Genomic DNA, 13,252 nt, shown 5'->3' with positions numbered 1-13,252 from the left:
ATTTAGAAATTAAGAAAAGAAAGAAGGAGTATATTATGAATAATAAAGAATATGCCGATATTGTCTTAAAAGAATTAACACATACATTAACCGCGATTGATCAAGAAGCGGCAAAGCAATTTGTTTCTTTGATCGATCAAGGTGATGAAATTTTCTGTGCCGGGGCCGGCCGCAGCGGTTTTCAAGTAAAAGGCTTTGCGATGCGTTTAATGCATATGGGCATTCATAGCTATGTGGTAGGGGAAACTTGCACACCTAATATTGCAGAGAATGGCGTATTGGTCATCTGTAGTGGTTCCGGTGAGACAAAGAGTTTAGTCAATCATGCCGCAAAGGCAAAAGAAATGGGTGCGCGTGTCGCCTTAATTACTATCAATACAGAATCTACGATAGCAAAGATGGCGGATGTCGTCGTAGAAATCAGTGCTCCATCACCTAAGAGTGCCAAACAAGGAGATATCAAATCTATTCAGCCGATGGGGTCTTTATTTGAGCAAAGTGAAGGGATTTTCATGGATATTGCTGTGATGATGTTGATGGAAAAGCGCAACATGACAAGTGATACCATGTTTGGCCGTCACGCCAATATGGAATAATACGTAAGGTAGTATACCCATATAAAGGATATGGACCATTTTGGCATGACAATTACTGCTATCATAAAAGGTTTCATAGATATGTAGAAAAGGACAACATCATACCCCCTGTAAGACACATACAAAAAACGTATAAGTCTTATAGGGGGTTTTTATACAGTGAATGACGCTATGTGAAAAGGAAGATGGCATATCTACCCATATCTTATAATAAATGATAATTCGCCATGATTGTGTAGGCATAAAAAAAGCATAGCCACTTTCACATGGCTACACTGTCAAGAGTACAAGTTATCTTCTATGAGATACTGTTTTCTTTTGCTTTATTTAGCGATTTCGCTGACTTCTTCTTTTGATAATTTCTGCCAATCCTTTACTTCGTTTTCAGCAGAATAAACAGCATATTCTCCGGCAGGGATTTCCTTGCCTTTTTCATCTTTGGCAAATTTTACGATTTCTTCCATCTTGCCATCTTCTTTTATGCTGTAGTACATGTTAGCTTTCTTACCATCCTTTGTATCAACACTGATATGAACGATTGTTCCATCACCTACTAATACCTGTGGATCATTATCGCTTGCATTGTAAAACAGACTTTCTCCGGTATAATATTCTACGCCAGTTACATTCACTTTATCCTTCACATCATCAATAAAGGATTTGGTGTTTTTCATGACATCCTCTTTCGCATCTTTTGTGCTGCATCCAACTAACAGTGCAGCGGCACAGAATGCAAGTGCCAATGTTTTAAAATGTTTCATACTTTCCTAAACTCTCCTTATTCTTTAACCCATCTTCCATATATACCACAAGGTAAAATTGTTTGGCTGCGTGTGATTGGCAAACCGATTTCACCGGCTTCAATATAACCGTTGCCATGTTTACGGGCAATGGTAGCATGCAGTAGATTGTGAAGGACTGTTGGCGGAAAACCTGTTGTATAGGAATTCACCAAGAAGAATAGAGGATCCTCGTCCAAGATTTCAAGACAGGCGGAAATTAAAGGATATAGCTGTTCTTCAATTTTCCAGACTTCACCATTAGGACCTCTGCCATAACTTGGGGGATCCATGATGATGGCATGATAGGTTCTGCCCCGGCGTTTTTCACGCTGAACAAATTTCAAGACATCATCAACAATAAAGCGAATCTTGCGATCTTGCAGATGGGAGAGCATCATATTCTCTTTCGCCCAATTTACCATCCCTTTACTGGCATCCACATGTACGACTTCACTTGCCCCGGCACTGGCGCATGCCATTGTGGCACCGCCGGTATAGGCAAATAGATTCAAGACACGGATATCTTGATCCGCATGACTGATCTTATCCATCATGAAATCCCAATTGGCTGCCTGTTCAGGAAACAATCCGGTATGCTTGAATCCGGTTGGTGAAACTTTAAAACGAAGATTTTTATATTCGATGGTCCAGCTGTCTTTAAACTTCTTTTTATATTCCCAACTGCCACCGCCGGATTTACTGCGATGATAGTGGGCATGAGGCTGTTTCCAAAGCGCATCTTCTTCAGCAATCGGCCAAATAACCTGAGGGTCAGGACGACGTAAGATAATATCTTTCCAACGTTCCAGTTTTTCGCCATTTCCTGTGTCCATGCACTCATAATCTTTCCAGTTTTCAGCAACCTGATTCATTCTACCACTCCTTGTGATTTGCCTATTCATTATATCACGATATGTTACAAACTCAAGATGATTAGGCGAATTTCAAAAGAAAACAAATGATTACGTTTGTTCATAAATCTTATACATGCAAGATTTAGGATTCATACAAAATTTTCAATATCATGAAAGCGATGTATCGTACAAGATATGGCATAGTCATAGAAACCCATGATTTCACATATTATAAAGAAAGGATAGCCGTGAAATAATGATGAATTTGTGATAAAATTAAAGATAATAAAAAAAGGAGGAACGCTTATGTATAATAAACTTTATGATAATTGCTTTAAAACCGAATTAAACACCAAGGTTCTTAAGGTTGAGAAAGAAAACGGGTTATACTGGCATGCCTGTAAAGATACGATTTTCTATGTAGAAAGTGGCGGTATGGCAAGTGATATTGGAATGATGGATAACCATATGGTACTTGGTCTTAAGAAAAAAGATGGCTATTTATGGCATTTGCTGGATGTGAAGTTAGAAGGTGCTGTTTTTATGAGCATCAATTTGCATGAACGTTTCCGTAAATGTCAAATACATACGGCACAGCATCTTATCAGTGCTGTATTGAGTAATGTTTATAAGGTACACACCCTTGCTCATCATGTCGGGGATGAAGAAAATGATGTGGAATTTGATTTTCCGGATTTCAATGAAAAAATGGCAATTGAATTGCAAGTGCTATGTAACGGACTTATTCGCGATGATCTGAATGTCAGTATTTTATATCCGACAAGAGCAGAAGCTTTGGCACATCTGCCACAAAAGGATGTCATGCGTGACGATTTGCGTATCGTTCGCATCGGAGCCCTAGATTATACGTTATGTGGTTGTATGCACGTCCCTTCTTTACGTTATTTACAATTGTTGTTTATTCGTGGTTTTGAGAAAACCAATAAGGGGTATAAAATCAAATATCTAGTCGGTGATCAGTTATTGGATTGTGTAGAACGCCGTTATAAGGTGTTGGATGAAGTCAGTCATTCATTAGCAATTTCGCATCTATATTTAGATACCGGTGTGGGACGTATCATTAATGAAACGCGGAAACTTCATAATGAAGTAAGTGATTGGAAACAAAAATACTATAAGATGCTGGCTAAGGAACTGGGGCAAAGAGAAGAACAGCTGATCATTGAACAGTTTGAGGATATTGATAATAAATCGTTAGTAAAAATGGCTTCCTTCTTATGTGATACATATCAGAAGGCGGTAATTCTGATTGGCAAGATGTATGATAATGCGCATATTGTCGTTGCTGCAAATCCAGGCAATGGTTTGGATGTGAAGGCAGTGTATGAGATGCTTGCGGATACGTATCATTTAAAGGGAAATGCTGGATCCAGCATTGCCCAAGGCGGCGGTTTATATAAGGAAGATATGCTTACAAGGATACAAGAACTGATCAAAAATGTTTAGATGAAAAAGGCGGCATGTGTTGAACAAGTGTAGCAATGCATGCTGTTTTTACGTAATTTGCTTAAGGATTTCTTAAAAATTACGGAGGCAGATGTACTTTCATTTATCATCTGTGGTATACTTAACTATAGTTGTGGAGGTAAAGTATGAAACCTTTAATGAAAAAATTGGTTTTGACGATGGCTGCAGTATCCCTACTAATTCTTGGCGGATGCAGTTCCAATGATCAAAAGAATGATAAAAAAGGCAGTGATAGTGAGACAAAAAAGGAAGAAGTTAAACTTATTAAAAATGATCGATATGTTGAACCGTTAAACCCAAGCGAACAACAAATCAAAGCATTTAATTCCTTAAGTGCAGCTGTTGAGAAAAATCCAGATCATGCGATCAGTGAAGAAGAGGCCAAACAGGTTGCCGTGAATTTTGTTTATGATTTCTTCACTTTAGCAAATAAAAAGTCACGCAGTGACATTGGTGGTCTGCAATATCTGCCAAGTGACAGTATTCGTGAATACATAGAGTTTGCCGAGGCATATTATTATGGCAACTATCCTACCATCGTAAATGAATATGGAAAGGATGCGCTTCCGCAAGTAAGTGCGGTGAAGGTGGAAAGCAGCGAAGAAGCACAGTTTGTATATAATGACACAACTTGTGATGGTTTCACTTTTAAGGTAAGTGTCAGTTATGCAAAGACGGATTTAAAAGAAAGTGCTTTAAAGAAAGAAATGCGTATCAAGGTTATGAAGATCATGGATTATGATTTCAATCGTTCTTACGATTACACCAAACGAAATCTGGTTTTTGAGGGCGAAATGAAGTCGGTTTATCGAGTATTAGCAGTAGAATAGGGAGCTGAGTAATCAGTTCCTTTTTCAACCAATCATAAAAGGAAGAGGTATGTACACAATGTCATGAAAGGAGTCATTATGTCAATTGAAATTGTCTTAGAAGGTAAATTAGAAAAAGAAACACAACGTGAGCAATTTAGTGCGTTTTTAAAAAAACAATGTGAGGAAAAGAAATTAAAGTTTGAAGATTTTGATACTTTTGTGAATATTGAAGTCTGTCCACAGGGCTATATTGAATGCAGTTATGAAGGCTGTTTTATCACTCTGACGGCGCAGACAAATGTCGCCGGTCCCGGATTTCATGCTTTCGCATGCCGTTTTTTTGATGATGTAATAGCGGAAAGTGAATGGCCTTTTGAAGTGAGTGATCCCACCAAGTATTATGAACAACGCAATTTTGAAACACTGAAATATAACTATTTTTATCGCTGGCTGCAGGATATCGCAACGTATGTAGAGGAGCATGTTGCAGAATATAAAAATCTGTGCATTTGTTGGCGCAGTGATGATTATCAGCCAATGAGTAAAGCCGATAGGGTCGTTACACCTATGGGATACCTTTCTGTACATGCGTTTAAAACATTGGAAATTGAAGAACTGGCACAGCGATTCTTTGTATGGAACAATTTAGCGCGCGATGCCCAGTACTATAAAAATTGTGCAATTGCTTTATTATGGAAAGATTGTTATTATGAATACAGTGGAATGAATGAGACTACAGATAAGATTGCGCATACGATCATTGATTACTTAGAAGCTGCATATGAGGCAGATGATACGATTGGCCTTCCTTTAGATATATATGAACTATTGTGTGATTGTCTGATGCGCGAAAAGTTGATTCATCATGGTGTAGATGAGCCGATTGCGAATATCGGATATCGCCGCCATCTGGTATGGTATCCTTTTGGGAATTGGAACATACCAGTGGATGGATGCAGTGAAAATAGTTTTGATAACAGTACACAAACATTGCATTTCATGGCTCCGTATAAAACCAGTGATGAACCTTGGCGATGGCTAATCAAAGCAAATGTTTATCAATTTGAAAAGAATGTTGAGGATTATTTGGAAATGCTGAGCAATCCACAAAATGCATTAGAAAGTTTTGTGATTGAGGATGGAGATGTCAAAGGAAAGGGTATCATTGAACAGTTAGAAGAATATCTTCATATTGTTGCACAGTTTAATTGTGGCAAGGATACCTTGATCATGGAATATATCTTAAATGATGAAAAAGATATTGCGATGATGAAGGATTGGTTGCATAAGATTACCCATCGTACTTATAATGATGAAACTTTGAAAAATTGATACAGAATAATGTTTATGCAAGCAGAGATTTCTCTGCTTTTCTTTTTGGTATAGCTTGTTCTACGCTTATGTATAAAAAAAGAATGACGTGTGTCATTCTTGCATACAAACATTAATGTGGATCGTCTGCCATGCTATCCCAAACAATGTTAGGATCATCGTTAACAGCTGGTGTATCTTTATAAAGGTTTGTTAGATCAAAGTGATACTCCTTCATTTCCAATTGTTTGCTGGCGCCATCATAAGCATTCAGTAAGGCATGAACCTCATTTTTGTTAAACAGGTATACATCCTTTTTACCTTCACTTTCCGCGATACTTGCGACATAGCGTGTATCATAAACACCGTTATCACTGGAAATAGAAGAGATGGTCCAAGGTTTCATATTTTCTAATTCGCTGGAAACAAACTTAGTAATCTGATTTGCTGGCATGTCTGTAATCACGTAATTAGGCGCAATTTCCAGTAATTCATTTACATAAGTAATAGCACTAGGGGAAACAAGTTTATTGATAATAGCCTTAATGATCCGTTGTTGAGCACGTTCACGTCCTGGATTATCATAACCTAAGGTTTTACGATGGCGAGAATATGCCAAGGCTTGTTTTCCATTTAAATGTTGTTCGCCTTTTTTCAAGCAGATGAGATCATCTTTTTTGAAACTGCGGTTCTCATCTTGTTCACAGAAATCAATCTCAACATCAACATCAATACCATCTATGGTATCAACAATTTGAATCAATGAATTGAAGCTGACACGGGCATAATAATCAATAGGAATACCAAAGAACTGCTGTAAGGTTTCTACGCTGATATCGATTCCATACATTCCCGTATGGGTGAATTTGTCATTGACATTGTTGGTCGCTGTATTTGGAATAAAGCCATCTCTTGGAAGGGACACCATATCAATATGATTTGCTCGCGGATTGACGATTAAAATCAGATTGGTATCGGTACGTGTCTGCTGATCCGGAGAGCCTACATTATCCAAACCACTCAGATAAACGGTAAAGGTTTCTTTTGTAATATCCTTATGTTTCGTTTGATTGTCTGTTAATTCGCGTTCATAGGTTTCAATGATCTTTGTTTCTTCCGAGAATTTATCAATATTGGCCGCTGACATGTTGTAGAAAGTTTCACTCATGGCAATAGCAGCTACAGCATTATTTTCTAAATCTGTTATTAAAGCCGTATAATCCATTTCTTCTCTTTCTTGAAAGGAAATTTCTTTTTGCAACAATGTTTTCATATAAGTTGCATTATCCTCATCACTGCCATTTTGGAATCCGATCGTCTGATCTTTTAAATCGTCTAAGTCTTGGATATCAGCGTCTTTTTTCACAACGACGAACATTTTAGATTTTTTGGTTGTTGAGCCATCTTCATTCACAGTCGTTTTACTGATCTTATTAATGGTCGTTCGCGACTTATCCAGAAAATAACCGCATGTCCCAATACATACCGTTAAGACGATCAATACAAAACGTTTCATGACCAATCCCCATGTAGGAAGTTTCTTAAAGTTCAAAAGAAGAAGGATGAGGAAACTACATCCGACAACAACGGCAAAGATTGTTATCCATTTCATTGGTATCAGACCAAACGTATAAGCGATGTAAAAGCTGATGACACTGACAATCAGCATGATTGCCAGTAAAACGATGTCAATAATCAGACTACGTTTACGGGTATTTTTTTCTTTCTTTTCCATATTGCTTTACCTCATATAGTAATTTTACTTTATTCATTTGTAACAACCATTATTATAATATAGAAAAAGGACGGATTGAAAGCCTTTTTTATGAAGTTTTGTTAATATTCATCAAATTCTTACAAAAGTTGATGAAGAAAAGGAATGGATAGGTACGATTTTACTAAGGTGTTGGTATCTATAAGGTAGAGACAGGTAGTACGTGACTTTTTGGCGTAAGCGTGTATAATGTACATAGTTGGTGATTTAATGAAATCGATCTTAGTAGAAATAACATGTCCGACTTGTCTTTGGCATACGCACAAGTCTAGTGATACCGTAGTAATTCCGGAATTTGAACCAGATTTAAAGCAACAATTGGAACAGGAAGAATTCTATGCGTTTACCTGTCCAAGATGTGGAACACGCATATCTTTTTTTCATACTTGTATATATCCGGATAAACAACATCATTTTGTCTTATTGATGAAATCAGAAAAAGAAAAGAAAGCGGCGGATCATCACCTGTATGCAGATATGTCCGCCACGAAACGTTATATATCCGATGCTCGTGACATTGCAGAAAAGATTCATATATTGGAAGAAGGTTTCGATGATCGAGTCATCGAGATTCTGAAATTAAAAGTTTATATCTATCTGAAGAAACAACAGCGTTATCCTAATACACTTCGTTATAAAGATAGGGATAAACAAAGTGAAACGATTTGGTTTTCTTATACAGAAAATGATCAAGAAGATGTATTAGCCCTAACATGGGAATCCTATCTGCAAGTTAAGCAACGCATGCCAGAAGAAGATACCAAAAAATTTCATGAAATCAATCAGCGATGGGCGTTACAACACATTAAAAATTTATGAAAAAATTATTTATTGCTGGTGTTTGTGGATTATGCTTAATGGCTACTTGTGTATTTGCAGACACGAAACCATCAGCTGCTATTTCACATTCAAGAATCCATATAAAAGTATAACTTCTTTTCTTAAAAAAGAAGTTTTCTTTATGTATGGTATCAGATGCTGAAGTTCTTTTAAACGCAATAAAACATATATCCGTATTTGACGGTTTTTGCCATATTTTGTATTTAATTAACTTTTTTTGAAATAAATGGCAACTTTTACCAAAAATATTGTTTTACATAAAGATTTAGGATAAAATAAAAGTGCAAGAACGGGGTGAGTTCTTGCAATGGGGGATCCGGGGGAAGCCCAATGGGTGGAAAAGGATCATGTTCAGACGTTGAAGTATTGCACTCCCATGCAGTATTTGAATGTGCGTCGCCGATATCTCAGACGTATTCTGGACATTTCAGCCTTTGTTCTCTAAATTCTTGCACGCACAGGATAAAGGCGTTCCTAAATGTAACCTGTCCCCAGGTTACTTTTTTTATATATTGAGGCAGCAATGCCTTTTTTTTATTATGATTACGTATAAGCAATTGTGGTTTTAACAATAAGGTGTTTGCCAATCTCAGTAATCGTTTTTTACCAAAAAAAAGATCCCGATATTTCGGAATCTACTATGTTTATTGGTGGAGCTTATCGGGATCGAACCGATGACCCCCTGCGTGCAAGGCAGGTGCTCTCCCAGCTGAGCTAAAACCCCATTTCTTGAGTGCTTACATAATATATCATGCAGGGGGTCATCTTGTCAATAATAAAGAATGAAAAAATTGACAATAAACGACTTTAACGAAAAAGTATAATTTAACTATGCGATCATTTCTTATTCAATAAAGAAAAGCTATTGTCTATGGTATAGTTGTAATATTTCAATAAATCCATTACAATAAGAAACTAAATAGGGGTGATAGTATTGAAAGAAATTGTGAAAGAAGCTATAAAATTAAGCTTTCCGGTTATGATTGGGTATGTCTTTTTAGGTATGGCATTTGGCATCTTATGTGAACAACAAGGATATTCTGCGCTGTGGGCCTTTTTCATGAGTTTTTTTGTTTATGCAGGCAGTATGCAGTTCGTTATGTTAACTTTTTTTCATTCTGGTTTTCATTTGCTAGAGGCGGCAATAGTTACACTTACAGTAAATGCCAGACAATTGTTTTATGGATTATCTTTTTTAGATGTGTTTAGCAGAATGGGAAAAAAGAAGTGGTATATGATATTCTCTTTAACAGATGAAACCTATTCTTTATTATGTGCCATTCCTGATCAAAAAGCGGAACATGGGAAGAAGTTGATGTTTTTCATTTCTCTCTTTGATCAATGCTACTGGGTCATAGGATCAGTGATTGGTGCCGTTTTAGGAAGTCTGTTAAATTTTGATACAACCGGAATTGACTTTGCTATGACAGCTTTATTTACTGTCATCTTTGTAGAACAATGGCTGCATACTGTCAATCATCTGCCTGCTTATATTGCGGCTTTCGCCATTCTTATAAGTATTGTTGTCTTTGGCTTTGATAACTTTTTATTACCGGCATTATTGCTTCTGGTTATCTTCTTGCTGATCTTTGAGAAAAATGTTGAACGAAGAAAGGAAGAACGATCATGATAACGACACAGGCATCGTTGAGCATTATTTTAGTTGTAGCTTTTTGTACTTTCCTAACCAGAGCGATACCATTTCTCATCTTTAAAAACCCGGATAAACTTCCTAAAAGAATCCTATATCTTGGCAAAGTATTACCGATGGCAATCATGCTTTGTCTTATCATATATTGTGTCCGCCATACAGCCTTTATGTCATATCCCTATGGAATTCCAGAGTTTCTGGGAATTGGATGTGTTGTCTTATTGCATATATGGAAACGTAATAATATGATCAGTATCATTGGCGGCACGTTTGTTTATATGATGCTGATTCAAGTTGTTTTTGCCTAAACATATGTTTATGATGAAGGCAGCAAAGAGGAGCTTATGCCATCTGCATAGAGTAAAAAGTCATTATCTTTTAGACGTTAATGTAAAAGCGTTTTAGGATAGTGCTTTTTTTTATTGTGTCTTTGATACAAGGACAAGCATCGCCGGATTGTTTATGTTAAGAAAACTATTTCAGAAAATTTATAAGCTTTTTACATTATCACTTTCATTTCATTTCATATGTGCTATAATTATCATCACATACATAAAGTAAAAAGAAAGGAAGGTGCCGAATTATGGCCGAAAAAAGAATTTACAACTTCTCAGCTGGACCATCCATGCTGCCACTGGAGGTATTGAAAAAAGCACAATCGCAGATGCTGAATTATGAGGGCAGTGGAATGTCGGTCATGGAGATGAGTCATCGTTCCAAGGCATATGATGCCATTATTAAAAAGACAGAGGAAAGACTTAGAACCATTCTGGCAATTCCTAATAACTATAAAGTATTATTTCTGCAGGGAGGGGCAACTTCACAGTTTTCAATGGTGCCTTTAAATCTGCTGCAAAAAGGGAAAGCAGATTACATCGTCACCGGATATTTTGCCAATAAAGCATATGCCGAAGCGAAGAAATATGGGGATATTGCTTTGGCAGGAACAAGTAAGGATAAAGATTTTACGTATATTCCAAAACAGCAGGAGCTGGCATTAAACAAGGATGCGGATTATGTTTATTTGTGCGCCAATAACACGATCTATGGTACAGAGTGGAAATATGTACCGGATACAAAGGGAGTGCCTATCGTTGCGGATATGTCCAGCAATATCTTATCAAAACCGATTCGGGTAGAGAATTATGGCATCATCTTTGCCGGAGCACAGAAAAACATGGGCTGCGCCGGTTTGACTGTTGCCATTGTACGTGAGGATCTGATTGGCCATGCGAAGGAATTTACACCTGTTATGATGGATTATGCACCACTTGCCGAAAAAGATTCTATGTACAACACACCACCAACGTATGCCATCTATATTTTAGGCTTAGTATTGGAATGGATCGAAGAGATGGGTGGCTTAGCTGTCATGGCAAAGCGTAATGAAGAAAAAGCGAAGCTGTTATATACGTATTTAGATACAAGCGATTTCTATCAGACACAGGTAAATCCAAGTGATCGTTCTTTGATGAATGTGACTTTCCGTTCTCCGAATGCAGAATTGGATGCACTGTTTGCGAAGGAAAGTGCGGCAGCCGGTATGAGCAACCTGAAAGGCCATCGTGCAGTAGGTGGTATGCGGGCATCCATTTATAATGCCATGCCTATGGAAGGTGTAGAAACACTGATTGCCTTCATGAAGAAATTTGAAGAAGAAAATAAGTGAGGGAAAACCATATGAAAGTAAAATTATTTAATAAGATAGCAGAAGCAGGAATTCAACAGTTTGATGAAACCAAATATAGCTTTAGCGAAGACTTTGATGACTATGATGCCATCATGGTGCGTAGCGCGAAGCTGCATGATGTAGCATTTCCAGCTTCTTTGAAATGTATTGCGAGAGCCGGTGCCGGCGTCAATAATATTCCATTGGATAAGTGCAGTGAGCAAGGTATTGTTGTCTTCAATACACCGGGAGCAAATGCCAATGCGGTTAAAGAATTGGTGATTGCGGCGCTGATCTTAAGTGGCCGTAAAATTGCTCAAGGTGTGAACTGGGTGAAATCACTGGAAGGTGAAGATATTTCCAAGGCGGTTGAAAAAGGTAAGAGCCAATTTGTCGGTCCGGAGATTGCCGGAAAAAAGTTGGGCGTCATTGGTTTAGGTGCCATCGGTGTACAAGTGGCAAATGCAGCGGCGGCCATGGATATGGAAGTGTATGGGTATGACCCTTATATTTCCGTACAGGCGGCATGGACCTTAAAGTCCCGCATTCATCATGCAAAGGATCTAAAAACGATCTTTGAGGAATGTGATTATATCACCGTGCATGTACCCTACATGGAAGCTACGAAAAACATTGTCAGTGCGGAAGGCATTGCCATGATGAAGGATGGCGTACGTGTCTTAAACTTCGCTCGTGGTGGTCTTGTTGATGATGAAGCAATGGTAAAAGCCTTACAGGCAGGTAAGATTGGCAGCTATGTTACCGATTTTCCTACCAATGCGCTGATGCAGTTTGATAATGTTATCGGAGTTCCTCACTTAGGTGCTTCAACACCGGAAAGTGAAGAAAATTGTGCGGTGATGGCAGCTAAGGAGATCATGGATTATCTGGAAAATGGCAATATTACGCACTCTGTGAATTTACCGGATATGCAAATCACACAGGAAACCAAGTATCGTATCTGTATCATTAATAAAAATATTCCGGATATGATCAGCAGCGTATCCACAGCGCTAGGTAATCATGGTATCAATATTGAAAACATGGCTAGTAAAGGTAAGAAAGATTATGCGTATACCATTTTAGAAACCAATGATGAAGTAAGTGAAGAATTGGTGCAGCGCTTACAGGAACGTGAAGGTATTGTCATGGCACGTTTGATTGTAAAATAAAGAAGGATAAAGAAAGTAACATGTGATATGATCACTTCTTTCGTAGACAACGTAAATAAATAAAAAAACGTTGTTTACAAAAGGAGTGATCTTTTTGTATAGGAATCTCCTTATAAAAAAATGTATCTGGAATTCTGGATACCATATTCAAGGTTATTGTATGTGAATAAAGGTACATACGATAGGATCATCAAAAATGTGAAAAAGAATATAGGGCTAGTCAGTCTTTTGAACACTTTGCCATAGCGAGCAATACCATGATCATGAGCAATTTGGTTACTAAGATTTTCTTCATGCTTTTGC

At 37.6% G+C, this 13,252-nt stretch carries 12 protein-coding genes and 1 tRNA gene; 9 read left to right on the top strand and 4 right to left on the bottom strand.

Annotated elements, in window-relative coordinates; genetic code table 11:
* Positions 1 to 35 precede the first annotated feature (35 nt).
* Positions 36 to 596 (top strand): 6-phospho-3-hexuloisomerase, encoded by a 561-nt coding sequence (gene hxlB, locus LI241_RS07465; protein ID WP_008687052.1) that lies wholly within the window; start codon positions 36 to 38, stop codon positions 594 to 596.
* 323 nt (positions 597 to 919) lie between these two features.
* On the opposite strand, the gene LI241_RS07460 is transcribed toward hxlB, so the two are convergent.
* Both LI241_RS07460 and LI241_RS07455 read right to left on the bottom strand, forming a co-directional pair.
* Positions 920 to 1,357, bottom strand: a complete 438-nt coding sequence (locus LI241_RS07460) for a hypothetical protein (protein ID WP_008687054.1) — start codon at positions 1,355 to 1,357, stop codon at positions 920 to 922.
* A 17-nt stretch (positions 1,358 to 1,374) separates the two neighbouring features.
* Entirely contained in the window at positions 1,375 to 2,250 is an 876-nt protein-coding gene (locus LI241_RS07455; protein ID WP_008687056.1) for a class I SAM-dependent methyltransferase, read from the bottom strand.
* Positions 2,251 to 2,538: 288 nt separating this feature from the next.
* Between LI241_RS07455 and LI241_RS07450 the strand changes: the two genes are divergently transcribed.
* The 3 genes from LI241_RS07450 to LI241_RS07440 all read left to right on the top strand — a co-directional run bounded on the left by LI241_RS07450 (position 2,539) and on the right by LI241_RS07440 (position 5,864).
* Positions 2,539 to 3,699 carry a DHHA1 domain-containing protein gene (locus LI241_RS07450; RefSeq protein ID WP_227151308.1) on the top strand — a complete coding sequence of 387 codons (1,161 nt, stop codon included), beginning with the start codon at positions 2,539 to 2,541 and terminating at the stop codon, positions 3,697 to 3,699.
* 146 nt (positions 3,700 to 3,845) lie between these two features.
* Positions 3,846 to 4,550 (top strand): hypothetical protein, encoded by a 705-nt coding sequence (locus LI241_RS07445; RefSeq protein ID WP_008687061.1) that lies wholly within the window; start codon positions 3,846 to 3,848, stop codon positions 4,548 to 4,550.
* A 78-nt stretch (positions 4,551 to 4,628) separates the two neighbouring features.
* On the top strand, positions 4,629 to 5,864 hold the full coding sequence (locus tag LI241_RS07440) for a hypothetical protein (RefSeq protein WP_008687064.1): 1,236 nt from the start codon (positions 4,629 to 4,631) through the stop codon (positions 5,862 to 5,864).
* Positions 5,865 to 5,976: 112 nt separating this feature from the next.
* Here LI241_RS07440 and LI241_RS07435 read toward each other — a convergent pair whose 3' ends face one another.
* Positions 5,977 to 7,578, bottom strand: a complete 1,602-nt coding sequence (locus LI241_RS07435) for an LCP family protein (protein ID WP_008687066.1) — start codon at positions 7,576 to 7,578, stop codon at positions 5,977 to 5,979.
* Between the two features lie 249 nt (positions 7,579 to 7,827).
* Between LI241_RS07435 and LI241_RS07430 the strand changes: the two genes are divergently transcribed.
* Entirely contained in the window at positions 7,828 to 8,436 is a 609-nt protein-coding gene (locus LI241_RS07430) for a CpXC domain-containing protein (protein WP_227151309.1), read from the top strand.
* Positions 8,437 to 9,105: 669 nt separating this feature from the next.
* Here LI241_RS07430 and LI241_RS07425 read toward each other — a convergent pair.
* Positions 9,106 to 9,181, bottom strand: a tRNA-Ala gene (locus LI241_RS07425).
* A 255-nt stretch (positions 9,182 to 9,436) separates the two neighbouring features.
* Between LI241_RS07425 and LI241_RS07420 the strand changes: the two genes are divergently transcribed.
* From LI241_RS07420 to LI241_RS07405, 4 genes are all read left to right on the top strand, one after another.
* Positions 9,437 to 10,087, top strand: coding sequence for an AzlC family ABC transporter permease (locus LI241_RS07420; protein ID WP_193363162.1), 651 nt, complete (start codon positions 9,437 to 9,439; stop codon positions 10,085 to 10,087).
* A complete protein-coding gene (locus tag LI241_RS07415; RefSeq protein ID WP_008687130.1) occupies positions 10,084 to 10,416 on the top strand; it encodes a branched-chain amino acid transporter permease in 333 nt (110 codons plus the stop codon). Before LI241_RS07420 ends, LI241_RS07415 begins: the two co-directional genes overlap by 4 nt.
* A gap of 275 nt (positions 10,417 to 10,691) precedes the next feature.
* Positions 10,692 to 11,777, top strand: coding sequence for a 3-phosphoserine/phosphohydroxythreonine transaminase (gene serC, locus LI241_RS07410; protein WP_227151310.1), 1,086 nt, complete (start codon positions 10,692 to 10,694; stop codon positions 11,775 to 11,777).
* A gap of 11 nt (positions 11,778 to 11,788) precedes the next feature.
* Positions 11,789 to 12,949 carry a 3-phosphoglycerate dehydrogenase family protein gene (locus tag LI241_RS07405; protein WP_008687134.1) on the top strand — a complete coding sequence of 387 codons (1,161 nt, stop codon included), beginning with the start codon at positions 11,789 to 11,791 and terminating at the stop codon, positions 12,947 to 12,949.
* The last annotated feature ends 303 nt before the right edge of the window (positions 12,950 to 13,252 follow it).

Source organism: Longicatena sp. 210702-DFI.1.196 (assembly GCF_020563125.1).
Taxonomy (GTDB): domain Bacteria; phylum Bacillota_I; class Bacilli_A; order Erysipelotrichales; family Erysipelotrichaceae; genus Longicatena; species Longicatena caecimuris.
This window is presented reverse-complemented; position numbering and strand designations above follow the sequence as displayed.